Source organism: Actinomyces sp. S4-C9 (genome assembly GCF_000758775.1).
Taxonomy (GTDB): Bacteria; Actinomycetota; Actinomycetes; order Actinomycetales; family Actinomycetaceae; genus Gleimia; species Gleimia europaea.
The window spans coordinates 40598-65893 of sequence record NZ_JRMU01000001.1; the positions used below are offsets into that span (position 1 = coordinate 40598).

Here is a 25296-nt window from a genome sequence, read left to right on the forward strand (position 1 = left end):
GCAAACCTCCGCCCCGCGTAACCAGAGCCCACCGAGCGAACAAAGCCACCCGAAGTAGAGGCACGCAAAAGGGCAGGCTCGCAACCGAACCTGCCCTCAAGCTCACATAAATCAGTGCTTATTCTCGTACTCGCTCATCAAACCAATCCGGTAAGCGTGACGAGAATCGCCCGAAAACTCCGTTGCAAGGAACACGTTCACAAAGTGAGCAGCCTCTTCCATCGTGTGCTGACGGGCACCAATTGCAATAACATTCGCATCATTATGCTCGCGAGCCAACACCGCAGTGGCCTCATTCCACACCAGTGCGGCGCGAACACCCTTCACGAGGTTCGCGGCCATCTGTTCACCGTTGCCACTACCACCGATCACGATGCCAAGTGAACCCGGTTCAGCCGCCACGGCCTCACCACAGGGAATACACATCGTTGGGTATGCGTCGAGCGCATCGTACTGCGTTGCACCATGGTCAACGACGTCGTGGCCCGCCTCCTTCAACATTTCAATCAGGTAGTTCCGAAGCTCAAATCCAGCATGATCAGCTGCGATGTGTACGCGCATTGCGACCTCCAAAGAAAGATTGTTTACCTAATTATTACACGAAGCCGCGGAACATAGTTGAAAAGCAAAATATGGCCCATCAAAAGGGCCTTTACCCGCTCACGCCACAAAACGAAAAGCGCCCCGAACAGGACTCGAACCTGCGACCTTCTGCTCCGGAGGCAGACGCTCTATCCGCTGAGCTATCGGGGCCTGGCTATCTGAAAAGCCGTTGTAATCGTACCAGGGAGGCTAAGAAACCGTTAAATGAGACCGGTGATCACAAGGATTTGCGGGCGCGAATAATCTCACGGACCAAAACCGGATCGTCCGAGATGATCGCATCAACACCAGCATCTAGCGCTTGAACAATCTCTTCTGGCTCATTCAGCGTCCACACATGCACCCCAATCCCAAAGGAATGCGCAAAACTAACAAAACGTTTAGACACCAGCCGGATAGGACCGATCTTTAACGGAATTTGTGCGGCCACCACTCCGAAGCGCGGCCAATTCTGTCGTGTAACCAGACGCCTCGTGTTCGTCTGCGCGGCAAGAAACAGGCGCGCAACCTCCACTTGTCCCAAGGAAGTGCTAATCTCCGGCGCAACCTCGCGGATACGCTGCAGGCGGCCCGAATCAAATGAGGCTAAACACACTCTATCCATCGCACCGTGAGCGCGGATAACCTCAATCATTGGACGCCAAACGTCCTCTTCTTTCGCATCGATATTTAGCTCTAGATGAGGGAAAGCCTGCAAAACCTCAGCAAGCAGAACCGGGCCGCGCGCAGAACCGTTGATCGTCACATTTTGCAACTCTTCCAACGTGTGAGCCGAGACAAGACCAAAACCGTCCGAAACTCGATCCAGAATCGGGTCGTGTATCAACACCACGTGGCCATCAGCCGTCAAATGAGCGTCCGTTTCCACGAAGTGAAAACCGAGCCTATCGCAATTCTCGAATGCTTCCCACGAGTTTTCCGGAGCCAAATTAGCGCCGCCACGGTGCGCTACAACCAGCGGGGCTCCTCTACGAGGAACGTCATACATAAACTAGTCACAACCTTGGCCTGGCTGGCGAGCATTATTTTGTTGCAACCACACCATTGGATCCACCAGCTGATCGTCTTTATCATGCACCTCAAAGTGCAGGTGCGGGCCGGTAGAAGTTCCCGTATTACCCACCGAAGCGATCCGCTGTCCCGCGCTTACCTGATCCCCAGCCTTCACCAGGACATCCTCGGCGTACATGTGCGCGTAACCGGTGTAAAACACCTCTCCATCGGACTTAGTGTGCTTGATCAAAATCCAATAACCGTAGCCCTCCATGGGCTCCGATGCCTGCACCACGCCATCTGATGCAGCAAAAATAGGAGTTCCATTCGGGCTGGCCATATCCAGCCCCTCATGCAACTTGGAATACCCCAGAACCGGGTGGAACCTATATCCGAACGGGGACGCAATGTTAAACGTTCCCTCAAGTAGCGGCCAAACAATAGGCGCGGATTCTGACACCGAACGGTTACCGTTAGCGGGCATCACCTGTAGGCACTGCGAAATCTCAAGGGGGGTGCGAAGCTTTGCCCTGGAGGCCGCGCCTGCAACCTCACGCAATCCCTCTGCCTCTGCAACAACGACATCAGCGCTTTTAGCCCACGAGGATTGTGCGACCGGTGAAGCTACCACCTTTGAAGGTAGCGCAATTGAAGTATCTGGCCCAACGAAACCAGTTAGTGGAACCGCCACGGTGGCTGCCGCAACCACGGCTACAAGACCACCCTTCAAAAGACTCAACCAACTAGGTTTTTGGATCTTGCGCTTCGAAGACGCTTCTGCCTGCTCACGAAGCTGACGACGCGTAGGGAAAGGCGAGCCATTTGGAGAATCATTCACAGGCAAAATAACTCTTCCCTTCCCGAAAGCATGTAATAACAGGGTGACTCACACGAACTCACGCGGTGAATACATAACGAACTTATAACGCTGGGCCGCGCGGATCAACCCGTTTGAAAAAGCTGTGTACAGACTCACGCCCATCACTTCAAACCGGCACCAATGAGCTACAGACCCAAGTTCGACTCACGCATCCAAGTTGCGCTCGATGAAAACATCCTCACGCTGTAGCGAGTCTCTAACCTCGCCAACCAACTCTTCAATAACGTCCTCTAAGAAAAGCACGCCAACCGTCTGACCATCCTTTACAACCTCTGCCAGATGCGTACCCGAGCGTTGCATGATGCGCAACGCATCCTCGACCTCGTCACCTGCTTGAACAACCGGCATCTCCCTAAAACGCCACTCGTCCAATGGCAAGTCCCGTTGATCCGGGCCCGCAAACAAGATGTCCTTCAAGTGGATGTAGCACACCGGCATGCCCTCTTCATCCACCACCGGGTAGCGCGAAAAACCAGTTTTTGCTACCTCGCGCTCCAGGTGAGCAGGCGTCACGTCACGTGGCACACTCACCAACTCTTCTACCGGCACCATCACGTCACCAGCTCGCTCCTCCGAGAACTCAAGCGTTCCGCTCAGCAGACCGATCTCATCATGGATCGTCCCTTCCTGCTGAGATAGCTCGACGATCGAAGCAACCTCCTCGGCAGTGAACGACGCGGCCACCTCGTGGCGGGGTTCCAAACCGAACAAGCGCACGAACCAGTTCGCAATATGATCAAGACCCACAACAATAGGACGGAACACGTGCCCTATCGCAACCAGTGGCGGGGCCAAAACCAGTAGCGCCTTATCAGGAGCCGAAACCGACATGTTTTTCGGCACCATCTCCCCAAAAACCACGTGCAGGTACAGCACCAGCAGTAAGGCCAATATAAACGCAACCGCATGTGCAGATGCGGCTGGAAGCCCCACGGCTTGCAAAGGGCGCTCTACAAGCCGGGCAATGGCAGGCTCTGCAACCGCGCCCAACGAGGTTGAAGCGACCGTAATGCCCAGCTGGGAGATCGAGAGCATCAGCGAGACATTTTCAATGGCGTAAAGGGCCGTCTTGGCGCCTCGTTTTCCCTCCTCGGCGAGCGGCTCTATCTGCGCCCGACGCGAAGATGTGACAGCGAACTCGGCGGCCACAAAAAACGCATTCAGAAGTAACAAAAAAACTGTGATTAGAAGGCCGGCGGTGATACTCATTTGGTAGCCTCCTGGCCCTCATCCGCTTGTTCTGGCTCAGCTGCGCGCACCAGGATCTGATCGATGCGGCGCTCGTCCATGCGCAAGATCTCTAAAGTTGTGTTTTCAACCTGCACCTTGTCATGAAGTTCTCCGATACGACCGAGCTTGAACATCATGAACCCGCCCAGGGTTTCGTACGGACCATCCTCAGGAACGAAAATGCCGGTACGTTCTAGTAGCTCATCGGGGCGGAGAGTGCCGGGCACCTTCCACGAGCCGTCATTCTGGCGTCTAATACCGTGACGACGGCGGTCATGCTCATCGGCAACTTCACCAACGATTTCTTCCACCACATCTTCTAAAGTGACGATTCCGGAAGTGCCACCATACTCATCCACAACCACCGCGATTTGAAGACCTTCCGCGCGGAGCATGAGCAGCAACGGTGCAAGCGCAAGGGTTTCCGGCACACGGAGCACTTCAGAAGTGAGCGAAGAAGAGAGCACGGACACCTCGCCTCGCTTATCCCAAGGAACCGCGATTGCGCGGCGAAGTGACACGAAGGCCACAATATCGTCCGAGTCATCGCCCACGATCGGGAAGCGCGAGTGGCCCGTAGTACGCGCAAGTTCAACCACATCAGCCGCTGAGGCGGACTCACTCAAATAGACCATGCGACCGCGATCCGTCATTACGTCGATCGCAGTTAGCTCGCCGATACCGATCGACTTAGTTAGTAGCGTCGCAGTTGAGGTATCCAGCGTGCCTTCCTGCGCGGAGTGGCGCACCAATGCGGCAAGCTCTGACGCGGACCTGGCGGAAGAAATCTCTTCCATCGGCGTGATGCCCATAGCGTGCAACACCGCGTTGGCAGTATCGTTCAATACCTTAATCAGTGGGTGGAGCAGCTTTGTGAATACCGCTTGAACCGGCGTAACAAGGCTCGCGGTGTGGAAAGGATCGGCAAGAGCCATGTTTTTTGGAACCAGCTCGCCAAACAGCATCGAAAACGCGTTGATGAAGATGACGGACAGTGCCACCGCGATTGTGGTGGAAAGCGTGAGAGCGAGGCCGAAGCTTGTAAACATCTTCGTGAATAGGTTCAGCAAAGCCACCTGCGTGGTGTAACCCAACAAAATGGTTGTTAGCGTAATACCCACCTGCGCACCCGAAAGCTGGGTGGATAGGATACGCAGTGCTTTAACAACCTGCTTCGCTTTTTTATCGCCTTCATTTGCCCGTCGTTCCACCGACGCAACATCTAGAGCCACATATGAAAACTCTGCGGCAACAAAAACTGCCGTGCCCAGCGTGAGAACAACTCCAAGCAGGAGCATGAGGACGTCATATATCACCGGCTCATCACCGGCCTGGAACTTCGAGGAGGTTCATCTTTATGCATCTATCCCAGCTTAACCGCATTTGCACACTCTCGCTCAAATAGGTGTTTAGAGCCTCATTTGCCCGAGGTCAGATCACCCCGAGAAGACGCTTCTCGAGGCCGCTAATTCCTTTCAACTTTTAAGGTCCAAGCCATAGGCGATTATCAGTTGGGCAAATAACCGTAAAATCTCTCTATATCAAGAGAAAACGGGGATTATTCGTCTTAAACTGATTGAAGTTGCAACGCCCGATCACCATCGAAGCGATCAACTGGAATCGTTGACAATATCGCGAGCCCAAGGAAACAGGAGCGATGACAGAATACACACCCGGCCCGATTCAAGCAGCACCCCGACCTCCGGCCCCGCCTGCCCCTCATGATCCGTCGAGGATTTCCGCAGACTCCGCTCCCGTAGAAGCCTCTGCTCCAGTCGCCGCGTCCGCGTCGCGTTTCAATCCGAACGCTATAGACGAGACTCGCGCAGATCTCCCTCCCATTCCCAAGTCCAAGATCGCCGAGGCAACGTCGCCCTACACCCGCCTTGCAAAGGCTCGTGCCGCGTCCATACTCAACAGTGAAGCTCGTTCCGAGGATGAGACCGAAACTCTAAAGGGAGCGTTCCGCGCCGTTGCGAAGAACATGGAAAGCTCCCTCGAGGTGCCCACTGCAACCTCGGCCCGTCAGATTCCCGCCAAACTCTTGATTGAAAACCGTGCGGTTATTAACGGCCACCTCGCCCGCACTCGCGGCGGCAAAGTTTCTTTTACCCACCTCATCGGCTACGCGCTTGTTGAAGCCCTAGTAGAGATGCCGTCCATGAACGTGCGCTACACGTTTGACGAAAAGGGTAAGCCTGCCGTTGAGCACCTCGCGCACGTTGGCTTCGGCCTCGCAATCGATATTCCTTTGAAAGATAGGAACCGCATGCTCATGGTTCCCGTCATCAAAGAAGCCGACACGCTAACGTTTTCCGAGTTCGTTGCCGCCTACGAGGACATCGTTAAGCGGGCTCGCGAAGGCAAGTTGGGCGCCGGCGACTTCCAGGGTGGCACCGTTACACTTACCAACCCGGGAACAATCGGAACTACGCACTCCGTGCCCCGCCTTATGAAGGGCCAGGGATCGATCATTGGTGTAGGTGCAACGGACTACCCTGCCGAGTGGGCGGGAGCCTCACCGCAACGCCTTGCAAAAATGGGTGTTGGCAAGATCATGACGATGACGTCCACCTACGATCATCGCATCATCCAGGGCGCGGCTTCCGGAGAGCTTCTGCGAATGGTGTCGCGCAAGCTTGCCGGTCAAGACGGATTCTACGACCGCGTGTTTGACTCCATGCAGGTTCCCTACGTTCCCTACCGCTGGGAGCGTGACAAGGAATACAACGAGGAGCGCGAGAAGGGCAAGCCCGCACGCATTGTGGAGCTGATTCACGCTTACCGCGTTGCCGGTCACCTCGCCGCCAACACCGACCCACTGGATTACAAGGTTCGCCGTCACCCCGACCTCAATCTGTCGACGTACGGGTTAAACGTTTGGGACCTGGACCGCTCGTTCCCAACCGGCGGTTTTGGCGGCCGCGATCACATGACTCTACGCGAAATCCTCGAACAGCTTCGCGACACCTACACTCGCTCCACTGGCATCGAATACATGCACATGGTTGATCCGGCCCAGCGCGAGTGGATCCAGGAGCACGTTGAAAGGCCTTGGGAGAAGCCCACGCTTGAAACTCAGCGTCACATCATGACGATGCTGAATAAGGCCGAGGCCTTCGAGCACTTCTTGCAAACCAAGTACATCGGTCAAAAGAGATTCTCGCTGGAAGGCTCTGAGTCGCTGATTCCGCTTCTGGACCGCGTACTTTGGGTGGCCGCTCACGACGGGATCGCTGAGGTTGCCATCGGAATGGCACACCGCGGCCGTCTGAACGTGCTGGCCAACATTGCTGGCAAATCCTACGGCCAGATCTTCTCTGAGTTTGAAGGCAACCAGGATCCTCGCTCAGTCCTTGGATCCGGTGACGTTAAGTACCACCTTGGCACCGAAGGTATTTTCACTGCGGACGACGGCGCGGCAACGAAGGTTTACCTCGCCGCTAACCCGTCCCACCTCGAAGCTGCCGACGGCGTACTGCAGGGCGTTGCGCGCGCAAAGCATGACAAACTGAACGAGCCCGGCTGGCCAATTCTGCCAATTCTGATCCACGGTGACGCCGCATTCGCCGGTCAGGGTGTGGTTTACGAGACCCTGAATATGAGCAGGGTCCCCGCCTACCGCAACGGCGGCACGCTTCACGTGATCATCAACAACCAGATTGGCTTCACCACGCCGAACACGGTGGCGCGCTCCACTAAGTACGCAACCGACATGGCTAAGGGCCTGCAGATTCCAATCTTCCACGTAAATGGTGATGATCCGGAAATGGTTGTGCGTGTTGCAAAACTCGCCTTCGCGTTCCGCCAAAAGTTCAACAAGGACGTCATCATCGACCTGGTCACCTACCGCCGCCGCGGACACAACGAGGGCGACGACCCGTCGATGACCCAACCGGTCATGTACTCCCTGATTGACCGCACGCTCACCACGCGTGACCGCTACACCAAAGACCTCATCGGCCGCGGCGACATCACCGAGGAAGAGGCCGACAAGGCGCTGGCCGAATACAATGCGCTACTGGACGAGATCCTAGAGGAGACGAGGAGCACAGACAAGGCCGCGGTGTCAGGCGAAACCGTTGCAGGCCTGGAACGCCCCGAAGCGCAACGCGCGGGCGAGGGCATGATGATCGGTTGGGAATCGGCAGTAACTCGCGAAGTTATTGAACGCATCGGTGATGCACACCTGGCCATCCCAGAAGGGTTTACGCCACATCCTAAGCTTGCGAAGCTACTCGAAAAGCGTCACAAGATGTCGCGCGAGGGCAAGATTGATTGGGGCTTTGGTGAACTGATCGCGTTCGGCTCGTTGCTGATGGAAGGCACTCCGGTTCGCATGTCCGGCCAGGACGCGCGCCGCGCTACCTTCGTGCAGCGCCACGCGGTCCTCCATGATCACAACGATGGTCGAGAGTGGACGCCGCTGAACTTCCTGGTGGATGAGCAGCCTAAGCTCGACATTAACGATTCAACTCTTTCCGAGTACGCACCAATGGCTTTCGAGTACGGCTACTCGCTGGAGCGCCCCGAAGCACTAGTCCTTTGGGAAGCTCAGTTTGGCGACTTCGCTAACGGCGCGCAGACCGTCGTTGACGAGTTCATTTCATCCGCGGAACAGAAATGGGATCAGCGCTCTTCCGTGACGTTACTGCTCCCCCACGGATATGAAGGCCAGGGGCCGGACCACTCCTCGGCACGCATCGAGCGCTACCTGCAACTGGCTGCGGAAGAAAACATGTGGATTGCCCAGCCGTCCACTCCGGCAAACTACTTCCACCTGCTTCGAACGCAGGCGTACAAGCGTCCGCGCAAGCCGCTCATCGTGTTCACGCCCAAGCAGTTGCTCCGCCTTTCCGCAGCATCTTCCGCAGTTGAGGATTTCACCTCCGGCCACTTCCAGCCGGTAATCGGCGAAGCGAACGAGGCCATCACCGCAGGCGCGCAAGAAGTTGATCGAGTGATTATGTGCTCGGGCCGCGTCTACTACGACCTCGTGAAGGAACGCCAGCGTCGCGGTGACAGCAGGACAGCGATCGTGCGAGTGGAGCAGTACTACCCGCTTCCGCTCGACGAGCTGAAAGTAGCGATTGCGCCGTTTGGCGACGCCGAACTTGTCTGGGTACAAGACGAGCCGCAAAACCAGGGCGCTTGGCCGTTCGTAGCACTGAACCTGTTCACCAACATCGACCGCAAGGTTAATGTAGTGTCTCGCCCGGCGGCCGCATCTCCGGCAGCTGGCACCATGGCACTACACAAGTACCAGCACGAGATTTTGATGGACGGCGCGTTCGAACGCTAACACACCACGGGGCGGGGCTGGCGTTAGCCGGCCCCGCTTTGCGTGTATTGTGAAGGGCTGAAGGAGACGATTGTGAACGACATCAGGCTTTGCGTGATCGGTGACGAACTCGTAGCGGGAACGGGTGATCCCCGTGCCCTCGGGTGGATTGGAAGGGTGCTTGCACGCACCAACGTCCCAGAAACCATGAATGTGTTTCCCCTTGCCATGCCGGGAGAATCCACCACCGAAATGTCACAGCGCTGGGAAAACGAATGCATGCCGCGATTCAAAGACGGGGCCGACAACCGCCTCATCATCGCCGTCGGCAAACAAGATGTGGAGACCGGGCTCTCCACACCCCGAACCCGCCTCAATCTTGCCAACATGGTGGATGTTTCTACCCAACTTGGTATCAAGGTAATGATCGTAGGCCCTCCCCCACTTCAAACCTCCGATTCGCGTCAGCTGTCAGAGGTTGTACGTGCTTGCCGCGAGGTTGCTGAACGCAGATCCATCCCATTTGTGGACACGTTCTCGCCCCTCTTAACGCACGACCAGTGGCATGACGATATCGCGATGTCACAGACCGGCCTGCCAAACCAAGCTGGCTATGGGCTACTGGCATGGATCGTGCTACACAACAACTGGTTCGAGTGGATAGGCCTCCCTCCTCGTGCATAGAATCGGTTAGTCTAGTTTTCCGTATGAAGATATGTGAGTGATATGCAGTCAAATACGCAGTTAGGGGTTCTAACTGACAGGTTTGGTCGTGTTGCTAGCGATCTGCGAGTCTCTTTGACAGACCGATGCAACCTGCGCTGCGAATACTGCATGCCCGCCGAAGGGCTTGAGTGGCTTCCAACGGAAAACACTTTGAGCGATGAAGAAATCCTGCGTCTGATCCGCATCGGCATTGAACTTCTCGGCATCGAGCAGGTGCGCTTTACCGGAGGGGAGCCGCTACTGCGCCGCTCCCTTGAACAAATCGTTTCGCAGACCAAAGCCATGACTACCCATTTGGGCGCGCCGCCACAGATTTCGATTACTTCAAACGGACTCGGCCTCGATAAGCGCGCCGAAGCGCTTTTTAAAGCCGGCGTGTCACGGGCCAACATCTCGCTCGACTCGCTTGACCAGCAACGGTACGCAGCTATCGCTCGGCGGGACAGACTGGCTGACGCGTTGCGGGGCATCGAAGCGGCAGACCGGGCCGGAATGAGCCCAATTAAAATCAACGCCGTTGCGATGAAGGGCATCAATGAAGACGATATTGTCAAACTTCTAGCCTTCTGTCTTGACCACGGTTACCACCTGCGTTTCATTGAGCACATGCCGCTTGGCCCCGCTCATTCATGGAAACGCGACCAGCTACTAACACAGGCCGACATATTGGAGTGGATTTCAAAAAAGTTTGAACTAACTCCTTCCTCAAAGCCGCGCGGTTCAGCGCCGGCAGAGCTTTGGAACGTAGCCGCGAGCGCAGACCACCCCGCCGGGGATGTGGGTGTCATCGCATCTGTAACGAACCCGTTTTGCGACGACTGTGACCGCACGCGGATCACAGCTGATGGGCAGATTCGCACCTGCCTGTTTGCAACCACGGAAACAGACCTACGTGGCCCGCTAAGAGCCGGAGCCAGCGACGAAGAGCTGGCAAACATTTGGATGGGTGCCACCGAGCAGAAGCAAGCCGGGCACGGCATGGGCAGGCCCGATTTTCAACCCCCGAAACGCACGATGTCAAGGATTGGTGGATAGTGGCTACGATCCGTTTCTTTGCCGGCGCGGCCGAAGCCGCCGGCCGTTCAACCGTTAGCGTCGAATCTGCACCAACCGTTGCGAGGCTACTCCAACAGGTTAGTGAAGGAAACGACGTGCTCGAAAAAGTTATCTCCCGCTCGCTACTACTGGCTGAAGGCAAGAAGGTTCTTCCGACCGATTCCGCCGAATCGATCGATACGCTCGACGTGCTTCCTCCATTCGCCGGAGGATAATTGCAACCTCACTAGTAGGCGTTACTCGAAACTCGAGTAACGCCATTTTTCTTGAGACAAGCCTTTAGGCGAGTCAATCGACACCGTAGTTCGCTCATCTTAAGGACGAGTTTACTAACACGATCGTTTTTAATTTCAACATGGTTTTCTATTTGCGAAAACGTTGAATGCCACTTTCTGGCGGAAACATAGGGATCTGAGTCACACCATATTAGGCGGCCATAGTATTTAGGAAAAGTTGCAGATTTGAGGAGGAAATCGTGTCCTTGGCCGACGTCAAACCACGAGAGGGTACACAGGGCCCCTCCCGTCGTTCATTCTTAAAATGGAGCGCCGTCGCCGGAACCGCGACCGCGCTAGCCGCATCACCAGCCGTATTCTCAGGAAAACCCGGCGTGGGTGAAGCCAACCAAGCCTTCGCCGTTGAAGGCGCAGAGGGAGCGGATACCTTCTGGTCCGCATGTACCGTGAACTGTGGTTCGAGGTGCCCGCTGAAGCTACAGGTTAAAAACGGCCAAATCATCCGCGTTCTACCCGAAGATACCGGTGACGATGAGCTAGGCACGCAGCAGATTCGCGCGTGCGTGCGCGGACGCTCCATCCGCCACCGCATCTACAATCCGGACCGACTAAAAACCCCACTGAAACGCAAAGAAGGCACCAAGCGTGGTGATGGCGAGTGGGAAGAAATCTCTTGGGACCAGGCACTCGATGAGATTGCCGACAAGATGAAAGAACTGCTCGATGAGTACGGCAACGAGTCAATCTACCTCAATTACGGTACGGGCACGCTCGGTGGCACGGTTGCGCGCTCATGGCCACCAGCGCAGACGCCGGTTGCACGCCTCATGAACCTGCTCGGTGGCTACCTAAACCACTACGCTGATTACTCAACCGCCCAGATCACTGCCGCCTACCCGTTCCATTACGGTGGCTGGGTGGCTACAAACTCCCTGGACGATGTCAAGAACTCCAAGCTTCAGGTGATGTTTGGCAACAACCCACTCGAAACCCGCATGTCTGGCGGAGGTGAGCTGTTTGTCACCCAAAAGACACGCAAAGACCATGACGTGAGGACAATCGTCATTGACCCGCGCTATTCAGACACCGCGGTGGGCCTGGCTGATGAATGGGTTGCACTTCGCCCCGGTACCGATGCGGCACTAGTTGCCGGGATTGCACATGTCCTTATCTTCGAAAACCTGCATGATCAAGCGTTCTTGGACAAGTACACGGTTGGTTTCGATGAGGACCACATGCCGGAAGGGGCTCCAAAGAACGCCTCTTATCGCTCCTATATTGAAGGCAAGGGGGAAGACGGCATCGAGAAGACCCCCGAATGGGCTGCAAAGATCACCGGCGTACCGGCTGACGTGATAAAACGCCTCGCCCGAGAAATGGGCACTACGAAGCCTGTAGCCATCTCGCAAGGTTGGGGCCCGCAGCGCCACGCCAATGGTGAAAACCAAGCCCGCGCAGTATTCACGCTAGCCGCACTGCTTGGCCAAATTGGTATTCCCGGCGGAGGTACGGGCGGGCGCGAAGCCTCCTACAACCTTCCCATGGCCTACCCGTTCAACTCCACTGAAAACCCTGTAGAAACGTCAATTTCTGTCTACTCGTGGACCGATGCAGTTGAGCGCGGCGCAGAGATGACTGCAACCCGCGACGGCGTGCGAGGCAAGGATAAACTCGACGTCCCAATCAAAATGATCTGGCAGTACGCAGGTAATGCCCTCACAAACCAGCATGGCGATCTCAACCGCACGGCAGAACTGTTACGCGACGATTCGAAATGCGAACTGATTGTGGTCTCTGATATCCAGATGACCGTATCCGCTCGCTACGCCGACTACATCCTCCCAGACCTATCAACAGCGGAGCAGGAGGATGTAATACAAGAAGGTTCCTCCGGCGATCTGGGTTACACGATCCTCGCATCCAAAGCTATCGAACCGCTCTATGACTGCAGGTCGATCTACTGGGTGTGCTCCGAACTAGCCCGCCGTTTCGGAGTCGAACACAAATTCACGGAAGGTCGCACACAGGAAGAATGGTGCGAATACACGATCGATAGCAGCCGTGAAGAAATCCCTGAACTGCCTTCATATGCCGAGCTAAAGCAAATCGGCATCTGGAAAAAGAAAGGCACGTCAGTTATCCCACTCGCTGACTTCCGGGAGGATCCTGTGGCGAATCCGCTAGAGACGCCGTCGGGCAAGATAGAGATTTACTCGACTCAGCTGGCAGAAATGGCAAAGACGTGGGAATTCCCTGAAGGAATGGCCGGAGACAAACTCACGGCCCTACCCGAACATGTAGACACGTGGGAAGGCGCGATCGAAGCCCGCACCAATACGGATTATCCGCTGCAGTGTATTGGTCACCACTACAAGGGACGCACACATTCCTCTTACGGAAACGTCGATTGGCTCCGCGATGACGCTCACCCACAAATCGCGTGGATCAATACCCTCGACGCGACGGAACGCGGCATCAAGAACGATGATGTTGTCATCATTCGAAATGATCGAGGCCGCATCAGAATTAAAGCTCGCGTAACTAGTCGTATCGCTCCCGGCGTCGTCTCCGTTCCGCAAGGCGCGTGGTACAACCCTGATAAGTCTGGGCTTGACATTGGAGGTTCCGTAAACACGCTCACATCATGGCACCCCTCCCCATTGGCAAAGGGTAATGCTCAGCACACCATTCTGGTTCAGGTAGAGAAGGCTTAGGAGGTTTATTGTGGCTGCGAAGCTTGGTTTTTATTTTGATCAGACCGCTTGCAATGGATGCAAGGCCTGCCAGATCGCATGTAAGGATAAGCATGATACGCCCCTTGGCGTGAACTGGAGGCGCGTAGTTGAGTACACGGGAGGCTCTTGGCAACAAGACGGTGACACCTTCACCCCGAACGTGTTCTCTTACTACACTTCTATCTCTTGTAACCACTGCGAAAACCCGATCTGCGTGCAGGTGTGTCCCACCACCGCAATGAGCCAAGACGAAGACGGCGTGGTTACCGTCGATCCGGGCAAATGTGTTGGTTGCCGTTACTGCGAATGGGCGTGCCCTTACTCGGCCCCGCAGTTCAACGCGGATCTCGGTTACATGACCAAATGTGACCTCTGCTCTGACTACCGTGCTACGGGTCAAAACCCCGCTTGTGTAGATGCCTGCCCCTCCCGCGCACTGGACTGGGGGCCAATAGATGAGCTACGCGAAAAGTACGGCGACGTCCAAGCCGTAGCACCGCTACCAGATCCATCTATTACCAACCCGAACCTAGTAGTTACACCCCACCGCGACGCTCAACCGTGGAACAACCCCTCCGGTGAGATCGCTAACCGAGAAGAGGTCTAGAAAGTGAACGTTCATGAATGGCCATTAACGGCTTTCACCATTCTTGCGCAAATGGCGGTGGGAGCTTTTGTCACGCTAGGTCTAGTAAACCTATTCGCCCAGACCAAGTACTCATCCAAGACCGTAGACCGCTTGGCCAAGCCTGCCCTCTACGCAATCGGACCGGTCATGGTTCTAGCATTGCTTGCTTCCATGTTCCACCTTGGCAACCCCCTGAATGCGCCTAACGCGATCCGTCACATCGCCACTTCGTGGTTAGCGCGTGAAATTCTGTTTGGCGCTGGCTTTGCCGGACTCGGATTCATCTTCGCGGCCGCCACCTGGTTTGGCTGGTTCAACGCGAAAATCCGTAACGCGCTAGCTATCTTCACCGCCATCTGGGGCCTGGGTTTCATCTGGGTTATGGCCCACGTATACATGCTTCCAACCGTTCCTGCATGGAACCACTGGACTACCCCTGCAACCTTCTACATCAGCGCGGCCCTAACCGGTAGCCTTGCAATCGCTCTGGCCTTCAGTGCCTGGCCGATCGTCTCAACAAAATGGCCCAAACTGGACCACGTCCTAACCGGGGCTAACAAGAGCGCGAACGATCCGGCGCAGGCACGCGCAGATATTCAAACTGAACGCGAAACCATCAGCCTGACCAACCAGGCAACCAAATGGATCGCAATTACCACCATCGCGATGCTCGCACTCCAACTAGTGGTTGGCACCTACGCCGCTGCTAAACCGGCCGGGCCCAACCCCGCCGAAGTTGATCCATCGCCAACCTGGTACGCCATTCGCCTCGTCCTGCTTATCATCGGCGCTGGCATCATTGGCCTCTACCTGACCCTAACCACCCACAAAAACCTCGAGGGCGGCCAGCACAAGCCGCTGCTAGCCCTCACCCTCACCAGCTTTGCCCTCGTGACTATCAGCGAGATCATCGCCAGGTTCCTCTTCTACGGAGAGATGAACAGGATCGGAATATAAGCCGGTAAGGACACACACTTGAGGGCCACAAACACTTCGTTTGTGGCCCTCAAACTATTATCTGCATCAACTCTAGCTTTGGATGTCAGCTATACCCGTCCACTCGTGGTTACCATCTGGAAAATTCTGTTTCTTCCAAACCGGAACGCGAGCCTTAATCTCATCTACAAAATCACTGGTGGCACTGAACGCCATTGACCGGTGCGAGGCAGCAACGACAACAACCATCGCAGTCTCCCCCACTCGGACATGCCCAACGCGGTGAACCGCTGACACAGCATGTACCCCCTCGCGGCCAGCAATCTCCTCAGCAATCTCACGCAAAATCTTCTGTGCAATCTCGTGCGAGGAGTACTCGATCGACTCCACGTCCCTACCCTGGTCATGGTTACGAACCACACCGTTAAACGTGATAACTGCGCCAGCCTTGTCATCCGTGGTGGCAGCTACGATCTCGGCCTCATTAAAAGGTTCCGGGCTAATCTCAACGCGAACAACGCGGCCACCGCTCACTTAGATTCCTCCACAAAATTCTTCTCAATATCAGCAATCAAAGAAGCGATTTTAGCGCGTGCCGTTGTCACCGTGGCCTCATTGTCACCGCCAGCCGCTCCGGCCGCCAGACCAACCAAGAAAGCGGTAAGCGGAGTACCCGGACGCGAAGTGTTATGCGCAGTCATCTGCGCAAGCTTCAACAAATCGACTTCTAGATCCAGAACGACATCCTTATCCACCTCGATTATCTGCGCGGCGCGCGTAAGCCACTCACGCATTCGTTCCATTTTCTGCGGATCATCTTTGCGCTCCATGTGCCCTCCCAAATCTCAGTGAGCTTTATGCTCTTTCAACACTATAGCTAGGCAATTCTAAGCCGTACGGCGAACAAATCGCTCACCGAGTACGACAGGCACCGGCCATACACGGTTAGATAAACTAAGAGAAAGTAAACATTGCAACTAATGTGAGGAATGGCAGGCATGATCGTTTCAGCTGTGGAACAGGCCGAACGCATCTCGGCAGCTGGCAAAGTACTATCCCAGCTTTATCTAAGCGCTCCCGCAGAGCAGCTACGCGAAGCGATGTATTCCCCCCAAATGCTGAACGACTGGCCCCTCACTGACTCAAATTCTATTCAAGGAGTGCGCACCCTTCTTAGCTCGCGCCCCGAAAGCGAAGAAGAAATCAAACGCGACCACCTCTACCTGTTCGTTGGCGCCGGCCGAGCCCTCGCACAACCGTACGAATCCGTGCGTACCTCTGAAGAGGGTCTCGTTTTTGAAGAAGAAACGTTTGCCGTGCGCGCCGCCTACGCGAGGTTCGGGCTTCGCGCCCCCAACTTTAACCGCGAACCCGATGATCACATTGGCCTCGAAATTGCGTTCTTGAGCGACCTCGCGGAACGTGCCGCCGAGCGGTTAGAAGCTGGCGAGGACGTGGAGGAGATCCGCCTGGCAATGCGCGACTTCCTATTTGACCACCTCGATCGGTTTGCGGGAGGAGTTGTGGAGGACGTTCGTAAGCACGCAAAAACCGCCCTGTACAAGGCCGTTGCTGAGTTCACGCTAGGTTTCATTGCCAGCGTTCGCGCGTTCGTTGAAACAGAAGGCGCAAATGCAACCAAATAGTCTTGTTAACACAGCAATATCGCGAATAGAGCTCCACGCATGAACGCGAGTCTGCTTAGATGGATCAGCGATGAGGAGCCCGCCATAACCCTCATCTGCGGCTCCGCTATCCGAACGTACAACAAATCCACTACGCCCCTTCGCGTTGAAGGATGCATTGCCGACACCCCGCTGGCCCTCGCCCCCCAGATTTTGGCTTGTGGTGCCGAAGCGCTCAGCGTTGATGTGGATGCTTGCGAGTGCGAGAACCGCGAGCGGGCGAGAAAACGATTCGAGGTATGGCAAAGCCTGCTCGGACCAAGGATCAGCGAATATCAGGGTAAATCCCCTCGATTCCGCCCCGCGCAAGAGGTATTGGCGAACTCTGCCCCAGTTTCACGCCGGGCATTGTTTGGGCTGAGCTCGGATAGTTCATTGCCCGTCGACATTTCCGGCAATGAGAGTGCACAACTGAGCGCCGCCCTCGCAATCCTAGGAATCGAGCCTGAAATAGCTGACGAGTTTGCGACCGCCCCAAGCGCGGCGCGCCTGAAGGTCAGTGGTTGCACTGCCTGCGGCGTATGCGTATCCGCGTGTCCAACCCACGCCCTCGCCCTCGAAAATGCTAATGAAAAAGGTAGTTCCACCGCTGTTTTGATGCACGATCGCACCATCTGTGAAGGCACTGCTAGATGTATCGAACTATGCCCCGAAGATGCGATCAGCCGCGGGGCCACCCTTTCCCTAGCTGAGATGAAACGCGTGGAAGTTGCGCGCCTGCAAACCGCGACATGTCGCAAATGTCAATCGTTATTTGAAGATGACGGCGAAGATCTGTGCCCCACATGCAGGCGTGTTGAACAAGATCCATTTGGGTGCTGGCTGCCACCCGGTTTTGAAAGAAAGTAGAAGCGAAATGAAGTTCACTCACCTTAACAATGCGGGCGAGGCCTACATGGTTGATGTCACCGCAAAAGTGCCTACCGTTCGCGAGGCAACCGCGGTTGGGAAAGTCACCGCATCCGAGGCAGTAATGCAGGCACTCCGCGACGGCACCGTTCCCAAGGGCGATGTACTGGCAGTTGCGCGTATTGCCGGCATTTCAGCCGCTAAACGTGTACCCGAACTATTGCCATTGGCGCACACCATTGGCGTTCATGGCGCAGCGGTTGAGCTGGATCTGCAAGACGATCACGTTGCGATCAAAGCCACGGTTCGCACCGCGGACCGCACCGGCGTAGAGATGGAGGCCCTGACGGCCGTCACCGTTGCCGCCCTCGCAATCATCGACATGGTGAAGGGGGTTGATCGCTCCGCCGCCATTGAAGAGTGCAAGATCATCGCGAAGTCCGGAGGCCGATCCGGCAACTGGGTGCGCGAGGAATAGCGGTTAGTGGTCGCCCCCATCCACCTGAGCCAAGATGTGGGAGGCGACCGTCACCACAACCTCGGCCGCGTCGCGAACGCCACCGGTTGAACCGGGCGCATTAACCACGAGTGTGCCCTCTTTTGTTAAACCAGCCACGCCGCGCGTAATTAGGGCGTGGGGAGTGTTCTGCAATCCCTTAGACACGATCGCACTCATTAGATGGGAAAGCTCGCGCTTAATGAGTGGCGCGGTTGCCTCGGGGGTGAAATCGCGCGGCCCTACCCCGGTGCCACCCGTGGTTAGCACGAGGCGAGCTCCGTCAGCTACGGCCTCACTAATCGAACGCTGGATGGCTTCTATAGAGTCGGGAACTACCACAGGCGCCCCCGTGCTAAATCCCGCCTCCCGCAGAATCTGCACGGCAACGGGCCCAGAGCGGTCTTCATACACCCCTTGGGATGCGCGATCTGAAATCGTAATTACGCAAGCTTTCAGCTCCACGGCGCCTCCTTGATACGCTAGCGTTTTTCACGTCACTGGTTTTAGCTTACGGTTTACCTATGGGTTCACGATACGAACGCAACATTCTAGTTAAAGACTTTGGCGCGGCAGGTCAAGCAGCTTTGCAAAATGCGCGCATCGGCGTGTTAGGGGCCGGAGGTCTGGGCTCGCCCATCCTCTACTATCTTGCGGCGGCAGGCGCCGGTTACCTGAAAGTGGTGGATTTTGACGCCGTTGAGGAATCCAACCTGCAACGTCAAATTCTGCACGACACCGCGCGCATTGGCCGGCGCAAAGCCGAATCCGCGGCAAGAACGATACGCGCTCTCAACCCCGAAATTACTGTAGACGCTATCTGTGAACGCGTAGACGCCGGAAATAAGGCACGTATTTTTGGTGATGTGGACGTGGTTGTCGAAGCCTCAGACAACATGGAAACAAAGTTCATGCTGGCCGATTACTGTGAAACCTCCGGCCAACCCTTGGTTTGGGGAAGCGCAGTGGGAATGCAGGCTATGGTAACCACGTTCACCTCACGCCCGCTTGCCGCGGATCCCAGCGGAAAAACGGCTACTTTGCGCGAGCTGTACCCGCAGTTGCCAGATCCGCAGACCACCCCCACAGCCACAACGCAGGGCGTGCTCGGTCCCCTCGTTGGAGTTGCCGGGTCCCTAATGGCTATGGAAGTCATTAAGATTGTGTGTGACATACCCGGGGTGCTGGTGCGCCGACTCGCTCTTGTGGATGTGCGCGAAACCGGAGTTAGACTCGTCGAGTTTTAGGAGAATCCTTGATTAGCGTTGAAGAGTACGTTTCGCAAGTAACCGCGGGTATTGCTCCCCTTCCTGCCGAAGAACAGCCCCTCGAATCTGCCCTTGGCACCACTTTGACAGCGAGCATCGAGGCCCGAGTTGCAGTACCGCCCTTCACTAACTCCGCGATGGATGGGTTTGCGGTACGCGCAGATGACGTGCACGGAGCGTCAAAAGATGCCGGGGTGAACCTGCCTGTTCTCGAGGACGTTGCCGCCGGCAGCACGGCTAACGGTACGCTAAGGCCTGGTTTTGCAACGCGCATCATGACGGGCGCTCCCCTGCCCGAAGGCGCCGACACGGTGGTGAAAGTTGAAGACACCAACATTGAGCCTGGTCCGGTGCAAATGCCAGATCAAGTCACCATATTCAGCGCGGTCCAGCCCGGAACAAACGTACGTAAAGCAGGCGAAAACGTTGCCGTTGGAGATCTTATTCTTGAGGCAGGAATTACGGTTACTCCCCAGGTGTTGGCCGCGGCCGCCTCGGTAGGCTACGGGAAGCTACCGGTAATCCCGAAGCCTAGGATTGCGATTATTTCTACCGGAACGGAGCTGCAGGATCCGGGGAGCAAGCTCGCGCACGGGCAGATTCCCGACTCGAACGGGATTATGCTCGACGGTTTAGCACGCTCGCTGGGAGCAGAAGTAACGTATCGAGGTCGCACTGGCGACGAGCCTGAGCATCTTGAGCAGATGTTCACCGAGGCTGGACGCTGCGCGGACCTCATCATCACTTCGGGTGGAGTTTCTGCCGGAGCGTTCGATCCTGTCAAAATCGTCGGTAAGACGCACAACTTCAACTTCGAAAAAGTAGCCATGCAGCCCGGAAAACCGCAGGGGCACGGCCTCATCAAGGTGGATGGCAGGGGTGTGCCCGTCATGTGCCTGCCCGGCAATCCCGTCTCTGTCTACGTATCGTTCATGCTATTCGTGCGCCCGATTATCGGCATCCTCGCCGACCGTCCCGGAAGCAAACTACAGGCGGTTCCCGCTCTGGCCGGCGCGTCGTTCAAGTCTGCCAAGAATCGGCGTCAGTATGCCCCCATGCGTGCCGAGCTCAGCACTAGTGGCATCACGGTTTACCCAACTCACTCGCAAGCCTCCGGCTCGCACCTAATCGCCACCTTGCATCAGGCTACCGGCCTCGTGGTGGTTGCGGCTGACGTAGACGAAGTGGCGCAAGGCGACCTCGTGCAATACATTCCGCTCTAAACCGCGCTCTCACCTGACCCCGATCCCGCAAAACCTTCTCATATCAACAACGCGACATAACGCAAACGCGTCACTTCTGCGGTAGTGATAACGCATTTGCTGGTATATGGTTTGGGATATGAAAGATTTACGAGTATCAAATGTGGCCACACTACTGGGCGTATCCACGGACACAGTTCGACGCCTGGTAGAAGATGGCACAATTAAAGGCACGCGCCAAGATGGGCGCATTCTGATCGACGGCAAGTCCCTGGTTGATTACATTCGCCAGATCGCAGCGCAGGACGAGCGTTCTACGCATGGCACGGAAGTTAACTCCATCCGGAACCAGCTGACCGGCATCGTCACAGACATCACCTCCGATAAAGTCATGACCCGAGTCGAGATGATTTGTGGCCCGTTCCGAATCGTTTCCCTAATTTCCACCGAGGCTGCACAAGAGATGAAGCTCGAGGTGGGCTCGCTCGCCGTTGCCGGCGTGAAATCCACCAACGTTTCCGTAAGCCTTCCCTAGATTCACGATGAGGACGAACATGAAGAAAACAGCTAAAATTTTTGCCACCCTCGCCGCCGCATCGATGATGCTCGCAGCATGCTCGGGCTCTCCTGCCCCGGCAGACAAGGAAGGCGCCGAGCCGCAGACGCTAACCGTTTTTGCTGCGGCCTCGCTAAATAAGGTCTTCCCGCAGATCGCTGAGGAAGTTTTTGAGCCCGCAAATGAGGGCGTGAAGGTGTCCTTCTCGTTCGAGGGTTCCTCCACACTCGTGGACCAGCTCAAAAACGGCGCCCCGGCAGATGTATTCGCCTCTGCTGACACGCGCAATATGGATAAGGCAACGGATGCGGACCTCGTTGAGGTGCCAGAACCGTTCGCACTGAACACGCTTACCCTTATCGTTCCGGCAGGAAATCCGGGCGGCGTTACCGGCCTCGACGACTCTTTGAAGTCTGCGAAGGTCATCAAGTGCCATGCGGAAGTACCCTGCGGCAACCTGACCAACAAGGTGCTTGACGAGGCTGGAATCGAGCTAACACCGGTTTCCGAAGAGCAGAAAGTAACCGACGTGCGCGGCAAGATCGAGTCAGGTGAAGGTGATGCAGGCTTTGTCTACATGACCGACGCAATCGCTGCCGGCGACAAGGTAGAGATTATCCCCATCGACGTCAAGGGCGTAAACGAGTACCCCATTGCTGTTGTAAAGGATTCTAAGTCTGGCAAACTCGCACGCAAGTTTATTGAGGCGGTGCTCTCCGACGAGGGCCAGGAGCTGCTGAAGCAGTACGGATTCGCCAGGCCGTAGTCCGCAAGCAACTGAAGAACACAACCGTCCCGGCATATTGGACCAAGCGCCGCTAACCCTGCCACGTGAAACCAAGGTGCCGGGACGGATTGATAAGTCATAGGCATTGCAAAGGTGGAGCATTTTGAATAGGCAGCAAAGCACCAGCAGGCGTGAGACCGCGGCGGGACCGGCACCCTGGCTCGGAGTTCCGGCAGGGATAGCGCTGGCTTTCGTAGTCGTGCCATTTATTGGCATGCTCGCCGAGGTGCAGTGGGCAGACCTCCCTGCGCTGTTGGCCGGTGAAGCTGCACGAGATGCTCTTTGGCTATCCCTAAAAACAACCTTTGCCTCAACCATCATTTCACTGCTTCTTGGCATCCCCGTAGCGCACATACTCGCCCACACCAGCCACGGAGCACGCGCAAGTTTGGGTAGTATCTTACGCCTGCTGGTAACGCTTCCTATGGTTGTACCACCCGTCGTCGCCGGCCTTGCGCTCCTAGTCACGTTTGGTCGGCGCGGCCTCATTGGCTCTTACCTACACGTACTAGGAATTGAAATCGGCTTCAGCGCCATCGCAGTGGTTATGGCACAAGTGTTTGTGTCCATGCCGTTTCTCGTCATCTCACTCGAAGGCGCACTGCGTTCACGCGGACGTGACCTCGAAAAAGCGGCAAGCAACCTGGGAGCTTCTCGCACGCGCATATTCTTTGAGATCACGCTACCCCTCACCGTTCCTGCGATGGCGTCAGGCACAGCGCTAACCTTCGCGCGTGCCCTCGGCGAGTTCGGCGCAACCATCACGTTTGCTGGCTCGCTACAGGGCGTGACCCGCACTCTCCCCCTCGAGATCTATCTGCAGCGCGAAATTGACACCGCCACTGCCCTAGCCCTCGCAACCGTGATACTTCTAGTTGCCGGCCTTGTAATCGCTATAACTAGCGCTATTTCGAAGATATCTGCAAAGAGATCCAGCGAGGAGACGCGTGGAAGGGAACCTGAATCTGCGCACCAGAACCAGTTGGACACCATGTGCGCGTTGAGCGACCTCGATATGTCGCTACAGCAGTGGGAAAATGCGCCCGTTGGGATCGAAATAAACGCGGGCGTATCCGAGCGACATGTTCATATCGATGCCAAACTAAAGCGAGGCGCGATTACGGCCATTGTTGGTCCGAACGGCTCTGGCAAGACCACCGGGATAGAGCTGATTGCAGGAACCCTAACTCCCTCTAATGGAAGCAGGAGCCTAAACCTGGGGGAAGATCCCACCATCGTGTGGCTAGAGCAACGCGCGCTCCTATTCCCGCACCTAACCGCCTGCCAAAACGTGGCGTTCGGGCCGCGAATCAGAGGCCTTAGTTCCGAGGCGGCAACTAAACGAGCCCTCGCTGAGCTCGAAGCCGTAGGTTGCTTGCACTTAAAAGACCGCCTGCCGAGTGAACTCTCCGGAGGCCAAGCACAGCGCATCGCAATCGCCCGCGCCCTAGCTGTAAACCCCGATCTCGTTTTGTTAGATGAGCCTTTTGCCGCCGTTGACTCTGAGATTGCCTGGCCCCTTCGCCTGGTGCTGCGCGAGCGTATTCGCGCAGCCAAAGCCACCGCCGTGATGGTCACTCACGATCTCACAGACGCCGCATTCATGGCAGATCAAATCATCACCCTAGAAGAGGGACAGGTTAGCGAGAGCGGATTCAAAACCCAGGTCTTGCAGGCCCCCTCCTCCGCCTTCCTAACCCGTCTTACAGGCGCAAACACGGTTACTGAGGGCAATCAAGTCTTGGTGGTTCGCCCATCCGATTTCCGTGTCGAGGCGGGGCACACCGAAGGCGGAATCCATGGGCAAATCCTGCGCCGCGTGCTTTCACCAACTGGTGAGATTGCGATTATCAGTGGCGAGGACGGTGAGCTGCTCTCCGTATCAATCAACGCCTACAACGTCGATCTGCTTCAACCGGGCAGCGCCGTAACGCTTCACGCCCAGCCGGTAGAGTCCCTGCAGTAAACCGGGAAACAGCGTAGAAACCAACAAAAGAGGCTCCCGGAAAATCCGGGAGCCTCGAAGCTTTTGCTTAAGAGTTGGGTCGCTTGCCGTGGTTAGCGGCGCTCTTGCGACGTGCCCTGCGTTTGCGGCCTCGCTTGCTCATTTCGACTCCTCTACCTACTTCATTAAACAGCTTTGCTATTTTCGCACAATTTGCGAAGTTTTAACAGCCCGGCCTAAGCGAAATCGCCGAAAAACACGCAAACGTGACCAAATCAACCCGAAACTAGTCCCATTGCCGCGTAATATGCGTTACTCGCACGCTCGCAACCACGCGCGCGCGAAGCGATGATGGCGCCTGCTTTTCGTAGCACTTACGCATCAGTTCACGCACGTGCATTTCCGCATCCACCCGATCTGCGCAGTGCCTGCACGTCTCCAAGTGCTGTGAAAGGCGATACGCCAACTCGTCCTCCAACGCGTCATCAGCAAACGCGTAGAGGAAGGAGCTCAGTTCCTCGCAAGGATCGCAATCATTGTTGTTAAGCATGATCCTCCTTCACTCCAATTCCCATTCGTTTCGCATAATCTGCAAGCGCCGTTCGAAGCTGCGCCCGACCGCGATAGATTCGCGACATCACAGTGCCAACGGGGGTACCCATGATTTGGGCGATCTCTTTGTAAGAAAACCCTTCAACGTCGGCCAGGAGCACCGCCTCGCGATACGTGTCAGAAAGAGACTCGAGGGCTTCGCGAACCGTGTCGTCTGGTAGCGAGTCAAGCGCCGCAGCCTCGGCGGATTCAAGGGCGACCGGATGGTGACTGGAGGCCTCAACTAGTTGCCAGTCCTGCACTCCCTCATCGGAGGTTTGTTGCGGCCGCCGCTGATTCTTGCGGTAGGTGTTAATGAACGAGTTCTTCAAGATTCGATACATCCACGCCTTCAAATTGGTACCCGGCTTGAATGTGTTGAACGAGCTAAATGCACGCACATACGTGTCCTGCACCAGATCTTGAGCATCTGCCTCGTTACCGGTCATACGAAACGCCGCCCCGTACAGCTGGTCTAGCAAAGGGAGCGCCTCTTCTTCGAACCGCGCGCGAAGCTCGGCCTCGTCTACCTGTTCCTTCTTGTCCATCACCATCGAGCATACTTGCACCTCCAACAATTAAGGCAACAACAAAGCCCCCATTTTTCTTCCAA

26 protein-coding genes and 1 tRNA gene are annotated in these 25296 nt (G+C 56.1%); 15 read left to right on the top strand and 12 right to left on the bottom strand.

Translation table 11 applies throughout. The features are described from left to right. Positions 1-111: 111 nt before the first annotated feature. The 6 genes from HMPREF1628_RS00185 to HMPREF1628_RS00210 all read right to left on the bottom strand — a co-directional run bounded on the left by HMPREF1628_RS00185 (position 112) and on the right by HMPREF1628_RS00210 (position 5019). Complete coding sequence (locus HMPREF1628_RS00185; RefSeq protein WP_034506292.1) at positions 112-561, bottom strand: ribose-5-phosphate isomerase; 450 nt, start codon at positions 559-561, stop codon at positions 112-114. A 119-nt stretch (positions 562-680) separates the two neighbouring features. Beyond that, positions 681-753 (bottom strand) — tRNA-Arg (locus HMPREF1628_RS00190). 67 nt (positions 754-820) lie between these two features. Further along, on the bottom strand, positions 821-1591 hold the full coding sequence (locus tag HMPREF1628_RS00195; RefSeq protein WP_034506299.1) for a glycerophosphodiester phosphodiesterase family protein: 771 nt from the start codon (positions 1589-1591) through the stop codon (positions 821-823). Positions 1592-1594: 3 nt separating this feature from the next. Then, positions 1595-2434: a M23 family metallopeptidase gene (locus HMPREF1628_RS00200; RefSeq protein WP_052038714.1), complete on the bottom strand. Its 840-nt coding sequence runs from the start codon at positions 2432-2434 to the stop codon at positions 1595-1597. A gap of 186 nt (positions 2435-2620) precedes the next feature. Further along, complete coding sequence (locus tag HMPREF1628_RS00205) at positions 2621-3685, bottom strand: hemolysin family protein (RefSeq protein ID WP_034506300.1); 1065 nt, start codon at positions 3683-3685, stop codon at positions 2621-2623. Next, positions 3682-5019, bottom strand: a complete 1338-nt coding sequence (locus tag HMPREF1628_RS00210; RefSeq protein ID WP_232219344.1) for a hemolysin family protein — start codon at positions 5017-5019, stop codon at positions 3682-3684. The genes HMPREF1628_RS00205 and HMPREF1628_RS00210 overlap by 4 nt, the downstream gene beginning before the upstream one ends. Positions 5020-5363: 344 nt before the next feature. On the opposite strand from HMPREF1628_RS00210, the gene HMPREF1628_RS00215 reads away from it, so the two are divergent. The 7 genes from HMPREF1628_RS00215 to HMPREF1628_RS00245 all read left to right on the top strand — a co-directional run bounded on the left by HMPREF1628_RS00215 (position 5364) and on the right by HMPREF1628_RS00245 (position 15325). Further along, complete coding sequence (locus HMPREF1628_RS00215) at positions 5364-9008, top strand: multifunctional oxoglutarate decarboxylase/oxoglutarate dehydrogenase thiamine pyrophosphate-binding subunit/dihydrolipoyllysine-residue succinyltransferase subunit (protein ID WP_034506306.1); 3645 nt, start codon at positions 5364-5366, stop codon at positions 9006-9008. Positions 9009-9089: 81 nt separating this feature from the next. Continuing rightward, entirely contained in the window at positions 9090-9671 is a 582-nt protein-coding gene (locus HMPREF1628_RS00220) for a GDSL-type esterase/lipase family protein (RefSeq protein ID WP_034506680.1), read from the top strand. Positions 9672-9713: 42 nt separating this feature from the next. Next, on the top strand, positions 9714-10748 hold the full coding sequence (gene moaA, locus HMPREF1628_RS00225) for a GTP 3',8-cyclase MoaA (RefSeq protein WP_034506683.1): 1035 nt from the start codon (positions 9714-9716) through the stop codon (positions 10746-10748). Further along, a complete protein-coding gene (locus HMPREF1628_RS00230; protein WP_034506309.1) occupies positions 10748-10984 on the top strand; it encodes a MoaD/ThiS family protein in 237 nt (78 codons plus the stop codon). The genes moaA and HMPREF1628_RS00230 overlap by 1 nt, the downstream gene beginning before the upstream one ends. 260 nt (positions 10985-11244) lie before the next feature. Next, on the top strand, positions 11245-13719 hold the full coding sequence (locus HMPREF1628_RS00235; protein WP_034506316.1) for a DMSO/selenate family reductase complex A subunit: 2475 nt from the start codon (positions 11245-11247) through the stop codon (positions 13717-13719). Positions 13720-13729: 10 nt separating this feature from the next. Next, positions 13730-14347 carry a DMSO/selenate family reductase complex B subunit gene (locus tag HMPREF1628_RS00240; RefSeq protein ID WP_084703124.1) on the top strand — a complete coding sequence of 206 codons (618 nt, stop codon included), beginning with the start codon at positions 13730-13732 and terminating at the stop codon, positions 14345-14347. A gap of 3 nt (positions 14348-14350) precedes the next feature. Beyond that, positions 14351-15325, top strand: a complete 975-nt coding sequence (locus HMPREF1628_RS00245) for a dimethyl sulfoxide reductase anchor subunit family protein (RefSeq protein ID WP_034506322.1) — start codon at positions 14351-14353, stop codon at positions 15323-15325. A 72-nt stretch (positions 15326-15397) separates the two neighbouring features. Here HMPREF1628_RS00245 and HMPREF1628_RS00250 read toward each other — a convergent pair whose 3' ends face one another. Together HMPREF1628_RS00250 and HMPREF1628_RS00255 are read right to left on the bottom strand one after the other, a co-directional pair. Next, positions 15398-15838, bottom strand: coding sequence for a molybdenum cofactor biosynthesis protein MoaE (locus HMPREF1628_RS00250; RefSeq protein ID WP_034506324.1), 441 nt, complete (start codon positions 15836-15838; stop codon positions 15398-15400). Continuing rightward, on the bottom strand, positions 15835-16134 hold the full coding sequence (locus HMPREF1628_RS00255; protein ID WP_034506331.1) for a DUF6457 domain-containing protein: 300 nt from the start codon (positions 16132-16134) through the stop codon (positions 15835-15837). The genes HMPREF1628_RS00250 and HMPREF1628_RS00255 overlap by 4 nt, the downstream gene beginning before the upstream one ends. A gap of 168 nt (positions 16135-16302) precedes the next feature. Here HMPREF1628_RS00255 and HMPREF1628_RS00260 point away from each other — a divergent pair, with 168 nt between their 5' ends. The 3 genes from HMPREF1628_RS00260 to moaC are packed head-to-tail and all read left to right on the top strand — an operon-like array spanning position 16303 to position 18316. Next, positions 16303-16950: a TorD/DmsD family molecular chaperone gene (locus HMPREF1628_RS00260; RefSeq protein WP_084703133.1), complete on the top strand. Its 648-nt coding sequence runs from the start codon at positions 16303-16305 to the stop codon at positions 16948-16950. Positions 16951-16989: 39 nt separating this feature from the next. Next, positions 16990-17838, top strand: a complete 849-nt coding sequence (locus tag HMPREF1628_RS00265) for an ATP-binding protein (RefSeq protein ID WP_034506335.1) — start codon at positions 16990-16992, stop codon at positions 17836-17838. Positions 17839-17845: 7 nt separating this feature from the next. Beyond that, the gene (gene moaC, locus HMPREF1628_RS00270; protein ID WP_034506339.1) at positions 17846-18316 is read left to right on the top strand and encodes a cyclic pyranopterin monophosphate synthase MoaC; all 471 of its coding nucleotides are present in this window, start codon (positions 17846-17848) and stop codon (positions 18314-18316) included. Positions 18317-18319: 3 nt separating this feature from the next. Here moaC and HMPREF1628_RS00275 read toward each other — a convergent pair whose 3' ends face one another. Then, on the bottom strand, positions 18320-18799 hold the full coding sequence (locus HMPREF1628_RS00275) for a MogA/MoaB family molybdenum cofactor biosynthesis protein (RefSeq protein WP_034506342.1): 480 nt from the start codon (positions 18797-18799) through the stop codon (positions 18320-18322). A 59-nt stretch (positions 18800-18858) separates the two neighbouring features. On the opposite strand from HMPREF1628_RS00275, the gene HMPREF1628_RS00280 reads away from it, so the two are divergent. The 5 genes from HMPREF1628_RS00280 to HMPREF1628_RS00300 all read left to right on the top strand — a co-directional run bounded on the left by HMPREF1628_RS00280 (position 18859) and on the right by HMPREF1628_RS00300 (position 24113). Next, positions 18859-19581, top strand: coding sequence for a HesA/MoeB/ThiF family protein (locus HMPREF1628_RS00280; protein ID WP_052038716.1), 723 nt, complete (start codon positions 18859-18861; stop codon positions 19579-19581). A gap of 8 nt (positions 19582-19589) precedes the next feature. Continuing rightward, complete coding sequence (locus HMPREF1628_RS00285; RefSeq protein WP_034506346.1) at positions 19590-20825, top strand: molybdopterin molybdotransferase MoeA; 1236 nt, start codon at positions 19590-19592, stop codon at positions 20823-20825. A gap of 118 nt (positions 20826-20943) precedes the next feature. Beyond that, positions 20944-21339: a TOBE domain-containing protein gene (locus tag HMPREF1628_RS00290; protein WP_034506349.1), complete on the top strand. Its 396-nt coding sequence runs from the start codon at positions 20944-20946 to the stop codon at positions 21337-21339. A 19-nt stretch (positions 21340-21358) separates the two neighbouring features. Then, a complete protein-coding gene (gene modA / locus HMPREF1628_RS00295) occupies positions 21359-22126 on the top strand; it encodes a molybdate ABC transporter substrate-binding protein (RefSeq protein ID WP_034506352.1) in 768 nt (255 codons plus the stop codon). 124 nt (positions 22127-22250) lie between these two features. Then, positions 22251-24113 carry an ABC transporter permease gene (locus tag HMPREF1628_RS00300; RefSeq protein ID WP_052038718.1) on the top strand — a complete coding sequence of 621 codons (1863 nt, stop codon included), beginning with the start codon at positions 22251-22253 and terminating at the stop codon, positions 24111-24113. Positions 24114-24180: 67 nt separating this feature from the next. On the opposite strand, the gene HMPREF1628_RS09270 is transcribed toward HMPREF1628_RS00300, so the two are convergent. From HMPREF1628_RS09270 to HMPREF1628_RS00310, 3 genes are all read right to left on the bottom strand, one after another. Next, positions 24181-24255 (bottom strand): 50S ribosomal protein bL37, encoded by a 75-nt coding sequence (locus HMPREF1628_RS09270; RefSeq protein WP_370870625.1) that lies wholly within the window; start codon positions 24253-24255, stop codon positions 24181-24183. A gap of 123 nt (positions 24256-24378) precedes the next feature. Then, positions 24379-24642 carry a mycothiol system anti-sigma-R factor gene (gene rsrA, locus HMPREF1628_RS00305; protein ID WP_034500396.1) on the bottom strand — a complete coding sequence of 88 codons (264 nt, stop codon included), beginning with the start codon at positions 24640-24642 and terminating at the stop codon, positions 24379-24381. Then, on the bottom strand, positions 24635-25237 hold the full coding sequence (locus tag HMPREF1628_RS00310; RefSeq protein WP_034506354.1) for a sigma-70 family RNA polymerase sigma factor: 603 nt from the start codon (positions 25235-25237) through the stop codon (positions 24635-24637). Before HMPREF1628_RS00310 ends, rsrA begins: the two co-directional genes overlap by 8 nt. Positions 25238-25296 lie beyond the last annotated feature (59 nt).